The sequence below is a fragment of the Corynebacterium sp. genome, assembly GCF_030535495.1.
In the GTDB taxonomy this organism is placed as follows: domain Bacteria; phylum Actinomycetota; class Actinomycetes; order Mycobacteriales; family Mycobacteriaceae; genus Corynebacterium.
In genome coordinates this window covers 18,801-38,629 of sequence record NZ_JAUNRW010000014.1, presented here as the reverse complement: position 1 = coordinate 38,629, position 19,829 = coordinate 18,801, and the positions used below count along the sequence as shown (strand labels likewise).

At 67.8% G+C, this 19,829-nt stretch carries 21 protein-coding genes; 8 read left to right on the top strand and 13 right to left on the bottom strand.

What is annotated here, in order from left to right; all coding sequences use genetic code 11:
- The coding region (locus Q4F73_RS03520; RefSeq protein ID WP_303357970.1) for a hypothetical protein at positions 1-158 on the top strand (158 nt) is incomplete at its 5' end.
- Between the two features lie 48 nt (positions 159-206).
- Here Q4F73_RS03520 and Q4F73_RS03515 read toward each other — a convergent pair.
- Together Q4F73_RS03515 and Q4F73_RS03510 are read right to left on the bottom strand one after the other, a co-directional pair.
- The gene (locus Q4F73_RS03515) at positions 207-1,796 is read right to left on the bottom strand and encodes a 4-hydroxyphenylacetate 3-hydroxylase family protein (RefSeq protein WP_303357966.1); all 1,590 of its coding nucleotides are present in this window, start codon (positions 1,794-1,796) and stop codon (positions 207-209) included.
- 19 nt (positions 1,797-1,815) lie between these two features.
- Positions 1,816-2,403 (bottom strand): flavin reductase family protein, encoded by a 588-nt coding sequence (locus Q4F73_RS03510; protein ID WP_303357965.1) that lies wholly within the window; start codon positions 2,401-2,403, stop codon positions 1,816-1,818.
- A gap of 135 nt (positions 2,404-2,538) precedes the next feature.
- Between Q4F73_RS03510 and Q4F73_RS03505 the strand changes: the two genes are divergently transcribed.
- Entirely contained in the window at positions 2,539-3,471 is a 933-nt protein-coding gene (locus Q4F73_RS03505) for an AraC family transcriptional regulator (RefSeq protein WP_303357964.1), read from the top strand.
- On the opposite strand, the gene Q4F73_RS03500 is transcribed toward Q4F73_RS03505, so the two are convergent.
- From Q4F73_RS03500 to Q4F73_RS03475, 6 genes are all read right to left on the bottom strand, one after another.
- A complete protein-coding gene (locus Q4F73_RS03500) occupies positions 3,472-4,647 on the bottom strand; it encodes an alpha/beta hydrolase family protein (protein WP_303357963.1) in 1,176 nt (391 codons plus the stop codon). It abuts the gene before it with no gap.
- 69 nt (positions 4,648-4,716) lie between these two features.
- Entirely contained in the window at positions 4,717-5,889 is a 1,173-nt protein-coding gene (locus Q4F73_RS03495; RefSeq protein ID WP_303357962.1) for an alpha/beta hydrolase family protein, read from the bottom strand.
- Positions 5,890-5,915: 26 nt separating this feature from the next.
- Positions 5,916-6,620 carry a YoaK family protein gene (locus Q4F73_RS03490; protein ID WP_303357961.1) on the bottom strand — a complete coding sequence of 235 codons (705 nt, stop codon included), beginning with the start codon at positions 6,618-6,620 and terminating at the stop codon, positions 5,916-5,918.
- Positions 6,621-6,650: 30 nt separating this feature from the next.
- Positions 6,651-7,601, bottom strand: a complete 951-nt coding sequence (locus tag Q4F73_RS03485; protein WP_303357960.1) for a hypothetical protein — start codon at positions 7,599-7,601, stop codon at positions 6,651-6,653.
- Positions 7,602-7,698: 97 nt separating this feature from the next.
- A complete protein-coding gene (locus Q4F73_RS03480) occupies positions 7,699-9,543 on the bottom strand; it encodes a BCCT family transporter (protein ID WP_303357959.1) in 1,845 nt (614 codons plus the stop codon).
- A gap of 28 nt (positions 9,544-9,571) precedes the next feature.
- Positions 9,572-10,057, bottom strand: coding sequence for a pyridoxamine 5'-phosphate oxidase family protein (locus Q4F73_RS03475; protein ID WP_303357958.1), 486 nt, complete (start codon positions 10,055-10,057; stop codon positions 9,572-9,574).
- 82 nt (positions 10,058-10,139) lie between these two features.
- Between Q4F73_RS03475 and Q4F73_RS03470 the strand changes: the two genes are divergently transcribed.
- Together Q4F73_RS03470 and Q4F73_RS03465 are read left to right on the top strand one after the other, a co-directional pair.
- A complete protein-coding gene (locus tag Q4F73_RS03470) occupies positions 10,140-10,748 on the top strand; it encodes a DsbA family protein (protein ID WP_303357957.1) in 609 nt (202 codons plus the stop codon).
- Positions 10,745-11,311, top strand: coding sequence for a metallophosphoesterase (locus Q4F73_RS03465; RefSeq protein WP_303357956.1), 567 nt, complete (start codon positions 10,745-10,747; stop codon positions 11,309-11,311). The genes Q4F73_RS03470 and Q4F73_RS03465 overlap by 4 nt, the downstream gene beginning before the upstream one ends.
- On the opposite strand, the gene Q4F73_RS03460 is transcribed toward Q4F73_RS03465, so the two are convergent.
- A complete protein-coding gene (locus tag Q4F73_RS03460) occupies positions 11,304-12,950 on the bottom strand; it encodes an FUSC family protein (protein WP_303357955.1) in 1,647 nt (548 codons plus the stop codon). The genes Q4F73_RS03465 and Q4F73_RS03460 overlap by 8 nt on opposite strands.
- Positions 12,951-13,070: 120 nt before the next feature.
- On the opposite strand from Q4F73_RS03460, the gene Q4F73_RS03455 reads away from it, so the two are divergent.
- Entirely contained in the window at positions 13,071-14,435 is a 1,365-nt protein-coding gene (locus tag Q4F73_RS03455) for a YeeE/YedE thiosulfate transporter family protein (protein ID WP_303357954.1), read from the top strand.
- Here the strand turns inward: Q4F73_RS03455 and Q4F73_RS03450 are convergent.
- Positions 14,422-15,117, bottom strand: a complete 696-nt coding sequence (locus Q4F73_RS03450) for a D-hexose-6-phosphate mutarotase (protein ID WP_303357953.1) — start codon at positions 15,115-15,117, stop codon at positions 14,422-14,424. The two genes, Q4F73_RS03455 and Q4F73_RS03450, sit on opposite strands and share 14 nt — an antisense overlap.
- A 19-nt stretch (positions 15,118-15,136) precedes the next feature.
- Between Q4F73_RS03450 and Q4F73_RS03445 the strand changes: the two genes are divergently transcribed.
- The 3 genes from Q4F73_RS03445 to Q4F73_RS03435 all read left to right on the top strand — a co-directional run bounded on the left by Q4F73_RS03445 (position 15,137) and on the right by Q4F73_RS03435 (position 17,615).
- On the top strand, positions 15,137-16,336 hold the full coding sequence (locus Q4F73_RS03445) for an alpha/beta fold hydrolase (protein ID WP_303357952.1): 1,200 nt from the start codon (positions 15,137-15,139) through the stop codon (positions 16,334-16,336).
- Between the two features lie 101 nt (positions 16,337-16,437).
- Positions 16,438-17,430, top strand: coding sequence for a bile acid:sodium symporter family protein (locus Q4F73_RS03440; RefSeq protein ID WP_303357951.1), 993 nt, complete (start codon positions 16,438-16,440; stop codon positions 17,428-17,430).
- Positions 17,431-17,471: 41 nt separating this feature from the next.
- Positions 17,472-17,615, top strand: a complete 144-nt coding sequence (locus Q4F73_RS03435; protein WP_303357950.1) for a hypothetical protein — start codon at positions 17,472-17,474, stop codon at positions 17,613-17,615.
- A gap of 4 nt (positions 17,616-17,619) precedes the next feature.
- On the opposite strand, the gene rbsD is transcribed toward Q4F73_RS03435, so the two are convergent.
- The 3 genes from rbsD to Q4F73_RS03420 are packed head-to-tail and all read right to left on the bottom strand — an operon-like array spanning position 17,620 to position 19,812.
- Positions 17,620-17,994 carry a D-ribose pyranase gene (rbsD, locus tag Q4F73_RS03430; RefSeq protein WP_303357969.1) on the bottom strand — a complete coding sequence of 125 codons (375 nt, stop codon included), beginning with the start codon at positions 17,992-17,994 and terminating at the stop codon, positions 17,620-17,622.
- On the bottom strand, positions 17,987-18,892 hold the full coding sequence (locus Q4F73_RS03425) for a ribokinase (protein ID WP_303357949.1): 906 nt from the start codon (positions 18,890-18,892) through the stop codon (positions 17,987-17,989). The genes rbsD and Q4F73_RS03425 overlap by 8 nt, the downstream gene beginning before the upstream one ends.
- Positions 18,889-19,812 (bottom strand): D-ribose ABC transporter substrate-binding protein, encoded by a 924-nt coding sequence (locus Q4F73_RS03420; RefSeq protein ID WP_303357948.1) that lies wholly within the window; start codon positions 19,810-19,812, stop codon positions 18,889-18,891. The genes Q4F73_RS03425 and Q4F73_RS03420 overlap by 4 nt, the downstream gene beginning before the upstream one ends.
- Between the last annotated feature and the right edge of the window lie 17 nt (positions 19,813-19,829).

Genomic DNA, 19,829 nt, shown 5'->3' with positions numbered 1-19,829 from the left:
GCAAGGACGTCCTGGCCAAGTGCTACGGCGGTGACATCTCCCGTAAGCGCAAGCTCCTGGAGAAGCAGAAGGCCGGTAAGAAGCGCATGAAGAACATCGGTTCCGTCTCCGTGCCGCAGGAGGCTTTCGTCGCGGCGCTGTCCACGGACAGCGACTAGAAGGATGCTTATCGACGCCCCACGTGGGCGTCGATAAGCATCTTTTCTCTACTTCTTGCCGTAGGCGTAGACGTCGTCGCCGGAGATCATGTCGGGGACGGTCCAGCCGTCGAGGTCGTACTCGGACATGAACTGCTCCGCGAAGCCGCGCATCTCGGCGGCGGACCCGCGGTTGTTGGCGGCGAGCAGCAGCTCACGCTTGACGTTCTCGTGGTTGCCGGAGTAGTTGCGCTCGTAGAGTTCGTGGCGTCCGCCGAACTCGGAGCCGATGGAGTCCCACAGGGCCTTCATCACCTTGACGCGGTCGACGGCGGTGATGCCGTCGGAGCCGCGGACGTACTTGTCCAGGTAGGGGCGGATCTCGGGGGTCTGGAAGTCGACGGAGGAACTCGGCAGGTAGATGAGGCCGGAGGCGACGTCCTGCTCGATGATCTCCTTGATGCGCGGGTAGCCCTGGATCATGAACATGCGGTAGGTCAGGCCGTACTCGAGCTTGGGCAGGAGGGTGCCGTTCTTCCACTCCTCGGGGTCACGCGCCATGGATTCGGTCAGTGACCAGAAGAGGTTGCGCCAGCCGAGGACCTCGCCGACACGGGTCTCCACGCCGCGGAAGCCGCCGGAGCCGGTGGCGTCGAGGGCCTTCATGAGCAGGCCGGCGATGAAGTCGAGCTTGACGGCCAGGCGGGTGCAGCCCTGGAAGGTGAACCGCGGCAGGAAGCCGGACTGCGGGAAGAAGGCGTTGATCTTCTCCACGTCGCCGTACATGAACACGTTCTCCCAGGGCACGAGCACCTTGTCGAAGATGAAGATGGCGTCGTTTTCGTCCATGCGGCTCGACAGCGGGTAGTCGAAGGGGGTGCCGGTGACGGCGGCGTTCTGCGCGTAGGAGGCGCGGGAGATGAGCTTGATGCCGGGGGCGTCCATGGGGACGGTGCAGATGAGGGCGAACTGCTTCTTCTTGATGGGCAGCCCGTAGTGGGCGATGAAGTTGTAGTTCGTGATGGCGGAACCGGTGGCCACGACCTTCGCGCCGGAGACGATGAGCCCGGCGTCGGTCTCCTTCTCCACCTTCATGTACACGTCGCCGACCTCGTCCGGCGGGAGCTGGCGGTCGACGGGCGGGTTGATGATGGCGTGGTTCCAGTAGAGGACCTTCTCCTGTGACTCGCGGTACCAGCGCTCGGCGTTGTCACCGAAGGGCTCGTAGAGCTCCTTGTTGGCGTGGAGGGTGCCCAGGAAGGAGGCCTTGTAGTCGGGGCTGCGGCCCATCCAGCCGTAGGTGAGCTTCGCCCAGGTGGCGATGGCGTCGCGCTCCTTGAGCAGGTCATCGGTGGTGGTCGGCGCCTTGAAGAAGGGCATGGTGACGCCGCCGTTGCCGGTGTCGGTGGGCACGGTGAGCTTATCGACGTGCTCACCCTCGTGCATCGCGTCATACAGACGGGCGACCATCCGGATGGAGTTGCGGAACGCGGGGTGGGTGGTGACGTCCTTGACGCGGTCGCCGTGGAGCCAGACCTCGCGGCCGTCGCGGAGGGACTCGATGTACTCGTCGCCGGTCATGGGGCGGGAGGCGTAGTTCTGCTTCTGGTTGGACGGGTGGTCGGCCGCCGGGTTGGTGGTGCCGTCGAAGGGGATCATGGGTGATGCTCCTGGGTGTCTAGGTGATGGGTCGCAGTTCGGCGTTGGCGCCGAACCAGCCGGTGAGGGGGTCGTCTCCGCTGTGGTTCCACAGGCCGTCGTGGGAGGTGGGGCCGAGCGCGTGGAAGGTGGAGCGGAAGAAGAGGAGGGGGTCGTGGTCCTCGTCGATCTCGGCGTCGACGATCTCGCCGAGGAAGATGATGTGGTCGCCGCCGTCGAACTGGGCGAAGGGCCGGCACCACAGGGTGGCCAGATTGCCGCACAGGGAGGGGGCGATCTCATGCTCCGCCCACTCGATGGGTTCTGACCGGGGGCGCCCGGCGAAGTGGAGGGCGACGTCGTCCTGGCTGGCGGCGAGGATGTTCACGGCGAAGGTGTTGTCCGCGAGGATGGCGCAGGCCTTGGAGGTGCGGGTGAGCGTCACCTGGCACAGGCGCGGTTCCAGCGAAATCGACGTGAAGGCGGTGACCGTGGCTCCGTGGGGGGTGCCGTCCGCGGAGGTGGTGGTGACCACGGTGACACCACTGGCGAACTGTCCGAAGACGTTGCGCAGTTTCTTCCCCGCGGAAAGTGACGGGGGTGGCGGTGACGATGTGGTCTCAGCCATGGGGTGTCCTTTCTGTACTCACTGTGTTTATGATCGGGGTCACATAAGTGAGAGTAGGAAACCTGGATCACAGGCGAAATCCACTGAGCGCACGCTTGTCCGCAATGCGAATTGGCGCAGGTAGAGGAGGATATGGTGAGCGACTGCGAGGCACGACCGCGGTCCTTCCGGGAGCTGTCCCGGGTCACGGAGGAGCACTACTTCCCGCACACGGTGACCATGGAGTCTCAGGTGCTGCTGCGGGAGAGTGGCCTGGTCAGCCGTGACCTCGGGGAAGTCTCCCTCGTCCGGCTCAACTGGGGTGCGGCGGTGACCGTGGAGACGGAACACCCCGGTGCCTTCGCGGTGAACATCCCGCTGCGGGGCCGGCTCGGGGTGCGCAGCTCACGCGGCCGCGGGCAGGCGAGCACCGGGCAGGCCGTGGTGTGCCCGCCGGACACGAAGGTGCAGTTCCCGCAGTGGGGCGCGGAGGTGACCATGCTGGGCGTGCGCCTCGGGGCCGACTACCTGCGGCACCAGCTGGAACTGGCCGGAGTGTTCACGGCCAGCACGCCGACGGTCATCGATCTGCGCGGTGGCGCGGGCCGCGAGTGGCAGGACATCTGTCAGAGCGTCATGTCCGGGGACGGGCACCTGGTCGGCCACTCCCTGTTCCGGCGCAACCTGGCGGCGGCCCTGGCCTCCGGCCTGGCGATGGTGCTGGCGGAGCACGGTCCCGCCGGGCCCCGCGCCACGCCGGTTCGCCTGCGCCGGGCGGTCGACGCCCTCGAATCCGATCCGGCCCGGCCGTGGACGGTGGGGGAGATCGCCCAGGTGGCGGGGTGCGGGGTGCGTACCCTCCAGGGTGATTTCCGGGAGGAGTACGGGGTGGGCCCCGTCGAGTATCTGCGCGGGGTCCGGCTGTCGGTGATCCACGAGGAACTGGCCGCGGCTGATCCGGCCAGCGGCGTCACCGTCACCGACATCGCCCTGACGTGGGGCGTGGCGCACCTGGGGCGTTTCTCCTCCGCGTATCGACGCCGCTTCGGCGAAACCCCCAGCCAGACCCTCCGGACGCAGCCGGAGTAATTAGTCGGTCACATCCAGGGCCGGCTTGATGTGGTCCCAGGCCGGCTGCAGTTCCTGGTTGAACTGGATCCAGTTGTGGGCGCCGCCCTGCTTGTAGTTGACCACGTGGTGGTCCATGCCGGCTGCCTGCATGGCGGAGTCGAGTTCCTGCGTGCAGGTGAGCACGCCGCGCTCGAGCAGGCCGCCGACGGCCATGCTGGTGATCTCGTAGTTCTGGTAGAACTCCTGCTCCTCGGGGGTGACGGTGCCGTCGGCCGCCGACAGGTAGACGGCCTGGTCGCGCAGACCCTCGGGGTTGCGGGCGGCATCGTGGCGGATCCACTCCTCGGAACCGTAGGGTCCCCACATGTTGTCCAGGTCGCCGTTGCGCGAGGTGACGACGAAGCTGGCCATCTGGCGGCCGACCGGGCTCATGGGGGAGTAGCAGCCGGAGATGCCGAAGACACCGTCGAAAAGCTCCGGGTTGGTGTTGGCCAGGTGGACGGCACCGTTGGCGCCCATGGACAGTCCGCCGATGCCGCGCTTGCCGTTGAAGGTGAACTCATCGGAGCTCTCCAGCAGGGGAGCGAGTTCCTCGACGATGAAGGTCTCCCACATGTGGACGCCGAGCGCCGGATCCTCTGCGACCCAGTCGGAGTAATTGGAGCCGCGGGCCTGGGTCGGCATGACGAGGGTGACGTTCTCCTCGGCGAAGACCTCGCGGGCGGTGCCGGAACCGAGCCAGCCGTTGCCCCGCGGGGCGTCGACACCGTCGAGCATGTAGAGCATCGGGGCCGGGACGGTGCGGTCGGCGGAGTGCCAGATCTGCACCTCGACGTTGCGCTTCATGGACGGCGAGGCCACCACCCAGCGCTCCAGGCGCTCACCCTGCTGCTGAATCTCCACGAGCTCCACCGCGTCGATCGTATCGACGGTGGGCAGGGGGTAGTTGTCATCGGGCTCACGCCACATGTCCGGCAGGGCCCACTGGGAGGAACCGATGAGGGACAGGGAGCTCAGGGCGGCGTCGAGGGAGGAGCCGGAGGAGGCGGGGTCCTCGAAGGAGCTGACGACGGCGTCGCGCATGGAGCCGTCGCTGGAGGATTCTTCCTGGGCCTGGGCGGCAGGGATGAGGGTGACAGCAAGGGTGGTGGCGGCACTGAGGGCCACCACGCGGCGGCAGCGATTCTGGGACATGGCATTGAAATTACCGCATGGCTGCTGTTATGTCATCTGTCTCCCAAACGAAACATCCGTAACAAAGTGCTAGTAGAGGGCGTGTCGGATGGCGTCCCACGCCGGCTGCAACTGCGCGTTGTAGTTCTCCCAGTTGTGCGCCCCGGGGCCCGCGTAGTCCACCACCTGGTGCTCCATACCGGCCTCGCGCATCGCGCGATCGAGCTTTTCGGTGCACATGAGCACGCCGCGTTCGAGGACGGCCCCGGACGACATGTGGAAGAAGGGGTCCTCGTCGTAGGCGGCGGCCACCTCCTCGGTGAAGGATCCGTCGGCGGCCGACAGGTAGACAGCCTGGTGCCGCAGCCCTGCCGGGTTGGCCACGGTGTCATGCCGGATCCACTCCGCGGACCCGAAGGGGCCCCACATGTTCTCCACCTCACCACCGCGGGAGCCGACCACCAGGGTGACCATCTGCCGCCCGACCAGGTCGGTGGGGGAATAGCAGCCCGAGATGCCGAAGGTGGCGTCGAAGATGTCCGGGTGGGTGTTGGCGATGTGCACGGCCCCGATCGCCCCCATGGACAGCCCGCCGATGGCGGAGTGGCCGTTGTGGTTGAGCTCAGGTTCGGCGCGCAGCAGCGGGTGCAGTTCCTGCGTGATGAACGTCTCCCACTGGTTGCGGCCCAGCTGCGGATCGTCCGCGATCCAGTCGGAGTACAGGGACGCGGCGGCATGGGTGGGCATGATGAGGGTGGCGTCCTCGTCGCCGAAGACCCGTTCCGCGCCGCCGCCGTTGATCCACCCGGAGTTCGGGGTGGATCCCCCGATGCCGTCGAGCATGTAGATGAGCGGGGCCGGGGCCGCCGGGTCCGCGGCCTTCTTCACCTGGACCTCGATGACCCTCCCCATGGAGGGGGACTCGATGAACCAGCGCTCCACCCGTTCGGCGGGGATCTCCACCTGCTTATCGACGATCCGCGCAGCAGCGAAGTCCTCCCCGTACTCCATGGGATAGCGGTCATCGCTCGACGTCAACGGCCCTGCCAGCGGCAGCTCCGAGGAACCGATGAGGGACAGGGAGCTGAGCAGGCCGGTGAGCGCGGAACCGGAGGAGGCGGGGTCGGCGTTGGAGCTGATGACCAGATCCCGCAGGGCGGCGTCGGACCCTGCGGGGATCTCGACACCCCGGGCCGATGTCGGGGCCGTGACCGCGGCCAGGGTGATGGCACCCGCCAGCAGCATTCGGTGGACGTTGCGCATGTCGGACACCCTACCGCTGCGGGGCCCTAGAAGGGATCCACCGTGAGTTTCACCACGGCGCCGGTGGCATGGCGGCGCTGCCACATGCGCCACAGCAACGACACCGCGGTGACAGCCCAGGTCAACAGCGCCACCACGTACAGCGCGTGGATACCCAGCCAGTGGTAGACGGTCGCGCCCGTGAACGCGCCGGCGGTCAGCCCCGCCCACATCTTCAGGTGTCCGAGCCACGCGGCGTGGGAACCGCCGAAGAAGGCGTCGACGAAACGCTGCCCCATCTTCACCAGCGTGCCGGTCATGTAGGTCAGCGGAATGGAGACCTCCCCCTGGCGTTCGAAGATGGAGTTCATCGAACCGATGCCCAGGGAGGCGACGATGATGGCGGCGTGGGGGACGTCGATAAGCACGAGCACCGCGGCCAGGGTGAACAGACCGCACATGGTGATCATGACCACCTCGCGGACCCGGTCCGCGGGGACGCGGCGCTGGGCCAGGCGGCGCACCAGCGCGCCCAGCATGACGCCGAGGAGGAAGAAGACCACCGCGGAACCGGCCAACCAGGCCAGATCGGGGTTGCCCTCGACGGAGGCGGTGGCGATGCGCGTGGTGTTGCCCGACATGAAGGACAGGAACACGCCGCCGAGGAAGATGAATCCGATCGAGTCAACGAAACCGGCGATGAACGCGAAGCTCACCGCCAGATTCTGCTCACCAGTGGTGTACTGCTGCACCACCGCTCCTTAAGAAGTCTCGCCCGACAGTCACTCCCTTCCAGCATAGGCGGTGACGGGGGCGGTATCCCCACGCAGGAGGTCCTCGATCTGCTCCGCCGCCCGGAACACGGCGTTCCAGCGGAAGTCGGCCGGCATCGGCTCCCCGGCGGTGTAGCGACGGTACCAGTCGGTGCGTCGACTGCGCTGGGGAATCCACAGCCGCTCCAGCGCGATGTAGGCGGCGGCCTCCGATTCGGGCCCGCACTGCGAGCCCTCGCCCGGGGGCGGATCCCACAGCTTCTCCACGTAGCCGAGAAATATCTCGGCCAGGCAGCGGGCGATCTCCACGATGACGTCGCGCCCGATGTCCGGGTGGATCCGCAGGTGGTACCAGGCGTCATGCTCGTTCATGTCCGGGTGCGGGGACTGCCCCGGCAGCGGATGCCCGGCCACGTGACACCAGGAGGTCCGCCCCTCGCGGTCCGACTCCCACGTGGCGACGGCCCCGATCTTCCACAGATTGCCCAGCATCTCCACGCGCCGCATCGGGATCTTCCGATTCGCGGCCGCGGAGGTGAAGGCGACGTACTCCAGCGACGGCTGGGTCACGTACCCCAGGCGTTTGCGCCACCCGCCGACCGAGTCGCGGTAGTCCGGCAGGTGCACGCCCGGTGGGTGGGCGCGCCGGGTGTGTGTGGCCAGGTAGTGGTCCTCGAAGTGGATCCGTTGATCGCGACCGGGCTCGTGGGGCACCTCCAGGCGAATGGGAAGGGCCTGGTCCACGGGCTCATAACCGAAGAGCTGCCACTCGAAGGCGGGGCGCAGCTGCAGGCCGGTGACCAGGGTGAGAAGGGATCCGAACTCGTCGAAGCGGGGCAGCTCCATGGACTCTGACAGCTGCATGGCGGCGGACACCGCCTGGCTGACGGTCAGGTGGGGCATGGCGCGGACGAGTTCGACGGTGAACTGCTCCGTACGGGCCCTCTGCTTGAGATCCACGACCGCTCACTCCTCTCGCTTTTGTTACCTAGATCACATGCTAGGTGGTGAGGGGAGGGGAGTAAAGAACTTCGCAGCCGCTGTTACCAGTTTGTGGCTACTGATCCTTGTCCTCTGCGGTCCAGCCGTCGGCCCATTCACCGGTGTCGTAGTCGTAGTCGACGGCGTTGCCGTCCTCGTCGGTGCGCTGGTACCACTCGGTGACCTTGTCGGCGGTGGAGTCGAACTCTGCGCCGGCACCGCGTCCGTCGGGGGCGGAGGAGACGGCCAGCTCGAAGTCGTCTCCGTGCTCCTCCAGGCCACGGACCACGGCGTTTTCCACCGCGGTGCGGGCGTAGGTGCGGCGGATGGCCGCCGGGTCGGTGCGCAGATCCTTGACGAAGGCCACCATCATCGCCAGGAGCACGAGGGAGAACGGCAGGGCGATGAGGATGGTGAGGTTCTGCAGGGCGGTGAGCGTGGTGGCGCCACCGGCGAGCAGCATGACGATGGCGATGCCCATCATGCACAGGCCCCAGAACACGACGACGAGCTTGTTGGGGGAGGGGTTGCCGCGCGAGGACATGGTGCCCATGACCACCGAGGCGGAGTCGGCGGAGGTGATGAAGAAGATCGCCAGCACGGCCATGAGGATGAAGGGGGTGACCGACGCCAGGGGCAGCTGGCCGAACATGTCGAAGAGCACCTGCTGCGGGGAGGCGGAGCCGTCGAAACCGTCGACGCCGTTCTGGCTCAGGCGCACGGCGGTGCCACCGAAGATGGTGAAGGCCAGGATGAGGATGGCGGTGGGGGCGAGCATGGTGACCAGGACGAACTCGCGCAGGGTGCGGCCGCGGGAGATCTTGGCGATGAACATGCCGACGAACGGGGTCCAGGCGATCCACCAGGCCCAGTAGAACGCGGTCCACCAGCCCTGGAACTCGACCGTCTCGTCGCCCCAGGACAGGGACTTGGAGATCATCGGCAGCAGCTCATCGAGGTAGACGGCGACGCCGGAGGGAATGAGGTTGAGCAGGAACAGGGTGGGACCCAGCAGGAAGACGAAGACCACCAGCCCGAGGGTGAGGGTGATGTTGATGTTCGACAGCCACCGGATGCCGCGGGCCACTCCGGAAACGGCCGAGATGATGAAGCCGACGGAAAGGATGCCGATGATGATCAACAGGGTGTTGTTGGTCATCGGACCCGCCCCGGAGACGATCTCCACGCCCTGGCCGATCTGCACGGCGGACAGTCCGAGGGTGGCGGCGGTACCGAAGAGGGTGGCCACGATGGCCATCATGTCGATGATCCGGCCCGCCACCCCGTCGGTGCTGCGGGAACCCAGCAGCGGCTTGAACACGGAGGAGATGAGGGGGACGCGGCCGCGTCGATACGAGGAGTAGGCGATGGCGCCACCGACCAGGGCGTACATGGCCCACGGGGTCAGCCCCCAGTGGAAGTGCGCCTGCGCGACGGCCTGGTGGACGGCGGCAGAGGTCCCGGCCTCCACGGTGTGGGGCGGCGGGGAGACGAAGTAGGCGAGCGGCTCGGAGGGGCCGTAGAAGAAGATGCCCACGCCGATGCCGGCGCCGAACATCATGGCCACCCAGGAGAAGCGGGAGAACTCAGGCTCGGCGTCGTCCGTGCCCAGCTTGATCCGTCCCAGGCGGGAGAACCCGATGTAGAGCATCACCACCAGGCCGAGGGCCATGGTGACGTTGAGCAACCACCCGGCGTTGACGATGGCCCAGTCGAAGGCCGTGGCCGAGGCGTTCGACACCGACTCCGGGGCGAGAACACCCCAGGCGATGAAGGACACCACGGCCACGGCGGTGACGAAGAAGACGATGCGGTCGAGGCCGAAGCGGTGGCGCTGCTCGCCGACGTCGATGCCCCGGACCAGACCGGGGTGCAAATCATGCGGATAGTGCGGGGAAATGGACGGGGGTTTCGGGGGCATGATGAATCATCGTAGTCCCCGCATGTTTCTACAGCGTGACGGTGCCTGATTCGCCGGAGGGCTTGTCACCGGTGATCTTCATCCGGGCGAAGTCAACGAGGGCGCCGATGGCCCCACCCTGCTGGTTCCACATCTGCGCGGTCTCCGTGGACACGCGGATGACGCCGAGCTGCGGATCGGAGGGGCCGGAGAAGTAGGCCTCGGAGGCGTCCGACCACAGCTCGTCGACCTTGCGGGTGCGCTCCTCGCCCTCCAGGAAGGCCACCGTGCCGGAGACGGACAGCCACGTGGAGTTGTCGGTGAACGCCAGGTTGACGTTCTGATCGTGGCGCAGGTTGTCGGCGTGGCCGGTGTCGAGCTTGACGAAGAAGTAGGCGTCCGCGTTATCGGTGACCTCCAGCGGGGTCATCGGGTGCGAGTGCAGGCGGCCGCTGTCGGAGACGGAGGTGAGCATGACGAAACGCTCGTCGCGCATCTCCTTGACGATGTCCTCGCGGGTGGGGGTGTCACTCATGATGTATTCCTTCCGGTTGATGGTTGCTACCCACTGTACGTGGCCCCGGTCACATGGTGCCGGGTCGTGCTTGAATGGGGCCATGCGCATCGACATCTGGTCCGATTACATCTGCCCGTTCTGCACGCTGGGGGAGCGGCACCTCGCGCTGGCGTTGGACGGCCGCGAGGACGTCGAGATCGTCTGGCGCGCCTTCCAGCTCGATCCGGATGCGCCGCGCGAGTCGACGGACAGCGCGCTGGACTACCTCACGAAACGTAAAGGCATGAGCGAGGACCAGGTCATCGCCATGAACGACGGGCTGGCAGCCCGCGCGGCGGAGGTCGGGCTGGAGTTCAACTGGCGCGAGACCCACATGGTCAACACCCTCGACGCCCACCGCCTGGGCATCCTCGCCCGGGAGGAAGGGAAGGGGGAAGAGTGGGACGCGGCGGTCAAACGCGCCTACTTCACCGACGGGCGCAACATCGCCGACCACGCGACGCTGAGCGAGATCGCAGCCGGGGTCGGGCTCGATGCAGAACCTGTCTTCGCTGACCCCACCATGTACGCGCAGGAGGTCGCCGAGGACATCGCCCTGGCCCGGCAGATCGGGGTGCAGGGCGTGCCCTTCTTCGTTTTCGACGGACAGCTGGCGGTCTCCGGTGCGCAGCCCGTCGAGGTGTTCAGGCAGGCGTTGGAGGAACTGTGAACGTCTGGCTGACCTCCGACCTGCATCTCGGGCACCATTTCGTGGCCCGGCTGCGGGGATTCGATGACGTCGATAAGCATGATGAGGCGGTGCTGGCGGGCATCCGTAACCTGCCGAAGGGCGACCGCCTGTGGATTCTCGGCGACCTCTCGCGCGGTTCCTCCGAGGAGGAGCGGCGCGCGCTGCAGCTGCTCAAGGTCCACGGCGCGCACCTGGAGATGCATCTGACGCCCGGCAACCACGACTCCTGCCACCCCATCCACCGCTCCTCCCACAAGACGCAGCGGATGTTCCTCGACGTGTTCCACTCGGTGCAGGCCTACCAGAAGCTCAAGTGGCAGGGGAACACCGTCTACCTCAACCACTTTCCGCGCCCGGGGATGGACCATCCCGGCATGCCCTCGCGCCACGATGAGGTGCGCCTGCACGCCGAGTTCCTCGTCCACGGCCACCTCCACTCGGAGGCCCCGGACACCGGCCGCGGCCTGGTGGATGTCGGGCTCGATGCCTGGGGTCTGCGCCCCGCCCGGCAGGAGGACGTGCAGCGGGTGCTGTTCAGCTGATCCGCTCGGCCAGTGCCTGGATGTCGCCCAGCGGCAGCCGGGTGTCGGGTTCGGCGGCGCACCAGTCCAGCAGGGCGTAACCGGCGCGCTGCAGCTCCAGGTGCTCCGACCAGCGCTCGTGGGCGATGTCGGGGTTGTTGCGGGCCAGGGACTGGGCGGCGCGGCGTTCGCTGAGCAGCTCGTACTGCAGGTCGCGGCGTTGGTCGAGGGCCTCTTCCGGGGTGGAGGTCAACAGCGCGCCGAGCAGGGACTCCATCGCCCGGCGGCAGTTGTTCTGCAGGCCCAGATGGTGGGCGGGTTCGGCATCGGGGCGGAACAACCACAGCAGGACCAGGGCGAACACCACGGAGAACAGGATCTCGATGACGCGCTCCCGCATGGTCTGCTCCAGCGGCGCCCCCAGTGCCCCGCCGAGCATGAGGGCGACGGGAGTGGTGAAGATGACGGCGACGGCGTAGTTGCGCACCACGAAGATCTCGGAGAAGAACAGGCACACGGACAGGGCGAGCATGAGGGTCCAGGCGTGGACGTCGAGAAGATACAGCGCGCCGAACACCATGACGCCGAGGACGGAGCCGATGAGTCGGTGGATGCCGCGGATGGTGCCGGGGATCTTGTCCGGCCCCCACTGCAGGATGAGCAGCGCGGAGACGATCGCCCAGTCGGGGCGGTTGAAGCCGAGCGCGATGGACAGCACGCCCGCGCCCAGGCAGGCGAGGACGACGCGGGTGGCGGTCATCATGGCGTGGCTGTCGCGGTGGACGGAGCGGTAGAGGCGGTAGCTGATCGACGGCCGCGCGTGCGGCACCTTCACCCGGTCCACGTCGATGTAGAGGCGGGAGTCGGTGAGTTCATCGACGGCCTGGCTGCTGGTGCCGACGAGCCTGGCCTGCGCGGCGAGGGTGCGCTCGGCCAGGCCGGAGGTGTCGTTGATGCGCCCGGCGTAGATGGCCCCGGCGTCGCCGAGGGTGACCCAGGCGTTGCTCAGGGCGGTCTGCGCCTGGTGGAGTTTCTCCACGCTGACCTTCCCGCGCAGGTCCGCCACGATCTCCTCGAGGACGGCGACCGCCCGTGTCTCCGGACCGCGCGGGTTGACCAGGGCGGGGGACATGCCGACGACGATGGAGCTGGCGACGCCGATCAGCGCCCAGGCCCCCACCTCGACGGGGTTGAGCCCCAGGCGGTAGGTCATCGTCGAGGCGCCGGTGACCAGGAGGAGGAACCAGGGGCCCGGCGGGGGCAGGCGGAGGGCATTGGCCACGTAGATCCCCAGCCCGGCGATGGAGGTGGCGAAGGCGACGGTGAGCAGCAACCACCACCGCGTGGCCCCGGCCTCGATCTGCCCCCACACCACGGTGCCCACGAACGCCCCCGACACCGCTCCCGTGGCGAACAGCGCCCCGGCGGTCAAAAGCACCTTCCACCGCGCGCGGTAGGCGTAGCCCTCCCCGTGGATGACGGTGAAGGAGCCGGCGGCGATGAGCAGCAGCTCCGCCTCGAAGCCGAGGAGGATCGCCACCGTGCCGGGCAGTCCCATGGCCAGTCCGGCCCGCAGCGCGCCGGGCCAGCGGGGGCCGGGCGCGTGGAAGGCGGTGAACAGCTGCCACGCGCTGGGCCGGGGCGGGGGAGTCTCCATCATGGGAAACAAGGATAGTCCCACCGTCGACTGAACTAATCGGTCTGTAAAACTAGACAGAATAGTCCACGATCATGTACCTTCCTGTTCAGTCAACGATTCATCACACGAAAGGCGGATCGCATGATCCTCACCGGTCTGGCCGTGGGAGCAGTCCTCGGCATCGTCATGCAGCGCGGGCGGTTCTGTGTCACGGGCATGCTCCGCGACATCTTCCTGCAGAAGACGTGGCGCACCACCGTCGCCCTGTTCATCGTCATCTCCGTCCACGCCGTGGGCATCGCGGCCCTGACCAGCGCCGGCATCATCACCCCGCGGGAATCCGCCTTCGCCCCCATCGCCGTCATCCTCGGCGGCTTCGTCTTCGGCCTGGGCATCATCCTCGCCGGTGGCTGCGCCTCCGGCACGTGGTTCCGCTCCGCCGAGGGCCTCATCGGCTCCTGGTTCGCGCTGGTCTTCTACGCCCTGTCCGCCGCGGCCATGAACACCGGCGCGCTGAACTGGCTCAACACCGGCCTGAGCTCGTATGAGACCTCCCTGACCACGCTGCCCGCCAGCTTCGGGGTCTCCGCCTGGTTCTTCGCCGTCCCGCTGGCCATCGGCACCGCCCTGGCCGCCCGCCACTACCTGGCCACGGAGAAGAAGGCCGCCCGCCTCAACGTCCCCTTCTGGAAGCGCCCCCTGCACCTCTACACCGCCGGCGCACTCGTGGGCCTCATCGGCGTCATCGCGTGGCCGCTGTCGGCTGCCGCAGGCCGCAACTCCGGCCTGGGCATCACCACCCCCTCGGCGAACATCGCGAACTTCCTCACCACCGGTGACCTCGAGCGCATCGACTGGGGAGTCATGCTCGTCCTCGGCCTGTTCATCGGCGCCTTCGCCGCCGCCAAGGCCACCGGCGAGTTCCGCCTGCGTGTCCCGGACGCCTCCACCGCCACCCGCGCCATCGTCGGCGGCACCATGATGGGTGTCGGCGCCGCCCTGGCCGGTGGCTGCACCGTCGGCAACGGCATGGTCCAGACGGCCCTGTTCAGCTACCAGGGCTGGATCGCCCTGCTGTTCATCGCCCTCGGTGTCGGCGCCGGTGCCAAGCTCTGGCTCAAGCCCGCCAAGACCCCCGCCCAGGTGGACACCTATTCCACCGAGGAATCCCTCGACAACCCCGCCTCCGCCGAGGACCGCGTCCTCGACCTGCAGGTGGCCACCGGCGCCGTCGCCCTCAAGACCGCCCCGCGCGTGACCAAGGCCCGCCCCCTCAGTGACGGCCGCTACGCCCTCGACCAGATGGGTGCCGTGTGCCCCTTCCCGCTCATCGAGACCAAGGACGTGCTGGCCACCCTGGAGTCCGGCGAGGAACTGGTTATCGATTTCGACTGCACGCAGGGCACCGAGACCATCCCGCAGTGGGCCGCCAACAACGGCCACGAGGTCACCGATTTCCACGCCACCGGTGACGCCTCCTGGCAGCTGACGATCAGGAAGGGCTGACCGTCACGGTCATCGCCAGGCGCAGCTGCTCATCCTGCGCCAGGTCGACACCGTCGCGGTCCGCACCCAGGATCGCCGGTTCGACACACACGAACTGACTCCACTCCCCGGGGCCGACATCAGGCATGTCGGCCTCGCCGGGATTCCACACCACGGTGGCATCCGATCCTTCCGGGGTCACCGTGATCACCCGCTGCTTATCGACGATCCGCACCTCCCCGTTCTCGGCGAAGATGCGGTCCACGGGGGCGTCGATAAGCACCGGCTCGCCGAGACCCTCGACGCTGATCTCGCGGACATCCGAGACGAGGAAATAGGGGTGGAACCCCATCTGCACGCGACGGGTGTCGGTGGATTCGTTGCGCATGTGCAGCTCGATGCGCATGCCGTCGGCCTGCTCCCGCACGCTGAGGGTGAGGTGGAGGCCGTCATTGACCAGCTGGGCGTTGAATCCCATGCCGTCGGTGGTCACCCGCCAGTCCGCGGTGCGCGCGAAACCGTGCCGCGGACGGCCCTCCATGAGCTCGGCGAAGGACGGCGCGATGACGGGGATACCGCCGCGGATCGGGAAACCCGTGGTCGACGAGAGGTAGAACAGCTCCCCGAGGTCGGTCTCGGTGCTGGTCACGTGGGCTCCGGCGGGGCTCAACTGCATCCGGCCGGCGGTGAGGAGATCATCCATACCCTCTAAAGTAGGTGCAATGTACGACGGAATCACTGTCCGCGACCACACACTCACCCGTCCCTGGGTGCCGGGGGAGACCATCGAGGTGTTCTGCCGCGAGCTCTCCCGCGACGACTCGCTGCCACCGCTGCTCTTCCTGCAGGGCGGTCCGGGCTTTCCCGGCCAGATACCCCTCGACGGCTGGCTGCCCTTCGCCCTCGAGCACCACCGCGTCTTCCTGCTCGATCAGCGCGGCACCGGCCGCTCCACCCGCCTCGACCGTTTCGCGGACCCCGCGCTTCTCGACGCCGCCCACCTCTCCCACCTGCGCGCCAGCCACATCGTCGCCGATGCCGAGGCCTTCCGCGAGCACCTCGGATTCGAGCGTTGGGACGTGCTCGGCCAGTCCTTCGGCGGCTTCTGCATCACCACCTACCTCTCGGCGCACCCGGACGCGATCCGCTACGCCTACCTCACCGGGGGCCTGCCCGGTCTCGGCCCCGCGGAGGAGATCTACCGCGCCACCTACCCCAAGCTCGCCGCCCGGCACCGGCAGTTCCACGAGGCCGTGCCCTTCGCGGAGGAACGCATCCGCGAGATCTGCCACCACCTGGACAACTCGGATGAGCGCCTGCCCACCGGCGAGCGCCTGAGTTCGCGTCGTTTCCGCACCATCGGCATCGAACTGGGACGCGGTGCGGGTTTCGAGAACCTCGCCCTGCTTCTCGACGCCCCCTTCCACCACCTCCGCGGCGAAAAACGCCTGCGCGGCGACGTCCTCGCGGACCTGTCCGGCCGGCTCTCCTTCGAATCGGCCCCGCTCTACGCCGTCATCCACGAGACGATCTACCCCGGCGTGCCCGAGTGGGCCGCCCATCGCGTCCGCGAGGAATTCGCCGAGTTCTCCGAGGAGGGCAGTTTCCTCACCGGCGAGCACATCTACCCCTGGCAGTTCGCGGAGGACCCGGCCCTGCATGCCTTCCAGGCGGTGGCCGATAAGTTGGCGATGACCGACTGGGAACCGCAGTATGACCTGGCTGCGCTGGGAGAGACCTCGGCCGTGTGCGCGGCGGCCGTCTACCGCGACGACATCTTCGTCCCCCGCGAACTCTCCCTGGACACCGCCTCCCACTTCCGCGACATCCGGGTGTGGGAGACGGCCGACTATCAGCACAACGGGCTGCGCGTGGACGGCGCCCGCATTCTCGGCCACCTCATGGACATGGTGCGTTCCTGACAGTTTTATAGTGTTCTGAGCGCACACCCGCCGCGACATTTTCTTCTGGCACCGGTCACGAGCTGCTGGCAGGAGACCTCATCATCTCCACTGGAGGACTCATGTCTGCCGTGTTCCGGTCCCGCGAGGACCGCTCCGCCGCGATTGCGGTCACCGCCTTCCCCCTGTTCATTCTCGTCGGCACCGCGATCGCCTTCGTCTTCCCGGCGCCCTTCCAGCCGCTGTCGCAGTACATCACGTACTTCCTCATGATCATCATGTTCGGCATGGGCCTGACCCTGACGATCCCGGACTTCCAGGAGATCGCCCGCCGCCCCTGGGCGATCCTGCTGGGCGTCATCGCCCAGTTCGTCATCATGCCGCTGGCCGCCATCGCCGTGGCCCGCATGCTCGGACTCAACGAGGCCCTGGCCGTCGGCCTGCTCATGCTCGGCTCGGTGCCCGGTGGCACCTCCTCCAACGTGATCACCTTCCTGGCCAAGGGTGATGTCGCCCTGTCGGTGGCCATGACCTCGGTGTCGACGCTGCTCTCGCCGATCGTCACCCCCATGCTCATGCTGACGCTGGCCAACCAGCGCACGGACGTCGACGGCGCGGGCATGGCACTGACCCTCGTCCAGACCGTCCTGCTGCCCGTCATCGGCGGTCTGGTCCTGCGCTACTTCCTGGACAGGTGGATCGGCCTCATCTCCCCGGTGCTGCCGTGGATCTCCATCCTCGGCATCGGCGGTGTCGTCTTCCCGACCGTGGCCAACAACACCGAGCGCCTCGCCGCCGTGGGCGCGATCGTCTTCGTCGCCGTCCTGCTGCACAACGTCTTCGGCTACATCCTCGGCTACCTCACCGGCAAGATCTTCCGCCTGCCCGAATCCAACAACCGCACCATGGCCGTCGAGGTGGGCACCCAGTCCGCCGGTCTGGCATCCGGTATGTCCGCGAAGTTCTTCAGCCCCGAGGCGGCGCTGCCGGGTGCCGTCGCCGCGGTCCTGCACAACATCACCGGCGCCGTCTACGCCTCCATCGCCCGCCGGTTCCCGCTGGCCGAGGAACAAAACGACGCCGCGGTTGTTGAAGACAAGGTAACCGTCTCCTAGACGGGCTACAGTATGGGCTAACACGTCGACCGGAGGTGCGAATGCAGAGTAACCGTGAGCATGTGGCTCTGTCGACGACAGAGGTCACCGAATTCGATCGACTGGCCACCGAACTCGGGGTCTTCGAGACCTCCGAGGAGAGGATCCTCCACCCGGGCATTCTCACCCAGGTGTACGGAGGATAGCCTTCTAGAACGGCACCCCACTGTGCAGGATGACGTTCGCGTACGGCGTCGTCTCGCCGGTGCGGATGACAAAGGATGCATCTGCCACCAACTGCTTGAGTTCCTCGTGGCTGACCTCGGTGGCGTCGACCTGCGGCAGCAGTGAACGCACCTCCGCCGGGGTCTCCGCGGCGAGGGTCACAGCCTCGACGACGACCTCCGCGAGATAGGCCTCCAGGACCTCGGCGAAGCGGGGGATGCCGAAGACCAGGGCCAGGTCCACGACCGGGACCCCGTCCGGGACGGGCAGCCCGCAGTCGGCGATGACGACGGTGTCGGTGTGCCCCAGCCGGTTGATCCGTGCCGCCAGGTCGGAGTGGAGGATGCCGGACCTACGCAAGCTCATCACCCGGCCCCGGGTAGGAGCTCTGCGCACCGTGCCGGGTGGTGGCGAACGCCCCCACCCGCGCGGCGTGCTCGGCGGCGGTGACCAGGTCATCCCCGGCCACCAGGCGCGCGACCAGGGCCCCGGCGAAGGCATCACCCGCGCCGACGGTGTCCACGGGGGTGACCCGGGGCGTCGGGATCGGGGTGATACCGCCTGCCTCGCCGACCATCGCGCCGCGGGCGCCGAGGGTGAGGACGACGGAGGGGAAGCCGGCGTCGATAAGCGCGGAGACGAGGTCCTCCGGATCCTGCGAGGAGATACCCGCCCCGAGCATGTCGAGGACGAGCCCGGCCTCGTGCTCGTTGGCCAGGAGGGGATCGGCGCGCAGGAGCTTATCGACGTCCACCTCCACCACCGGAGCCAGATTCACCACGACACGCCCGGAGCTCAGGCCCACGGCGGCGGCGAAGCCCTCCGCGGGGATCTCGCCCTGCAGGAGAGTGATCTGCGCGGACTTGATGAGCGGGGCGCGTTCCTCGACGAAGGCGGCGTCGACCAGTGCGTTCGCGCCGGGGACGACGACGATGGTGTTCTCGCCCTCCTCGTCGATGGTGATGACGGCCAGCCCGGTGGTGCCGGGGACGGTGGCGACGGCGGTGAGGTCCACGTGGGCGTCGTGAAGCAGGGCGGTGGCGGGGGCGGCGTAGGGGTCATCGCCGACCGCGCCGACCATCGCCACCCGCGCACCCTGGAGTGCGGCGGCGACCGCCTGGTTGGCGCCCTTACCACCGGCTGTGACCACCCCACCCGACCCGAGGAGGGTCTCCCCGGGGTGCGGGTGGCGGGCAACGCGCACGCTCAGGTCGGCGTTGATCGAGCCGACGACGACCACCTCAACAGGCTCGGTCACTCGAAGTCACCGACATTCTCGCGGGTGACGGTGACGACCTCGACCGGGACCTCGGAATCCGGGGTCTGGTCGTCGAGGATCTTCTTCGCCTGCTCCACGGCCTGGGCGCCGAGCTCACCCGGCTGCTGGGCGATGGTGGCCACCATGCGGCCGTCCTTGACCGCGGCGAGGCCGTCGTCGGTGCCGTCGAAGCCGACGACCATGACGTCCTCGCCCGCGCGGGCGCCGAGGGCCTCGAGGGCGCCGAGGGCCATCTCATCGTTCTCGGCGAAGATCGCCTTGACGTTGGGGTGGGCCTGCAGCAGGTTGGAGGCGACGTCGAGGCCGCGGGTGCGGTCGAAGCCGGCGGTCTGCGTGGCCACGACGTTGATGTTCGGGTACGCGGCGATGCCCTCGTTGAAGCCCTGCCCGCGGTCGCGGGAGGCGGAGGAACCGGCGATGCCCTGCAGGACGATGACCTCGCCCTCCTCACCGATGGCCGCGGCCAGGGCGTCGGCCGCCTGCCTGCCACCGGCGACGTTGTCGGAGGCGATGAAGGAGGCGACCTCGCCGCCGTTGGAGGAACGGTCGACGGCGACGACGGGGATGTCGGCGTTGTTGAGGGCCTCGACGGCGGGGACGACGGCGTCGGAATCCGTCGGGTTGACGATGACGACATCCGTGCCCGAGGTGGCCGCGTTGTTGAGCTGGTTGATCTGGGTGGAGGCGTCGTCGGAGGCGTCCTGGATGTTGAGGTTGATGCCCAGTTCATCGGCCTTGGCCTGGGCGCCGTCGCGCAGCTGCACGAAGAAGGGGTTGGTCTGGGTCGACAGGGCCAGGGTGACGGAGCCTTCACCGGCGGAGTCGCGGTTGCAGGCGACCAGGCCGAAGGCGAGGGAGACGGAGGTGACGATGGCGAGGGACTTACGTGCGACAGACATGGGATGTCCTTTCGGGG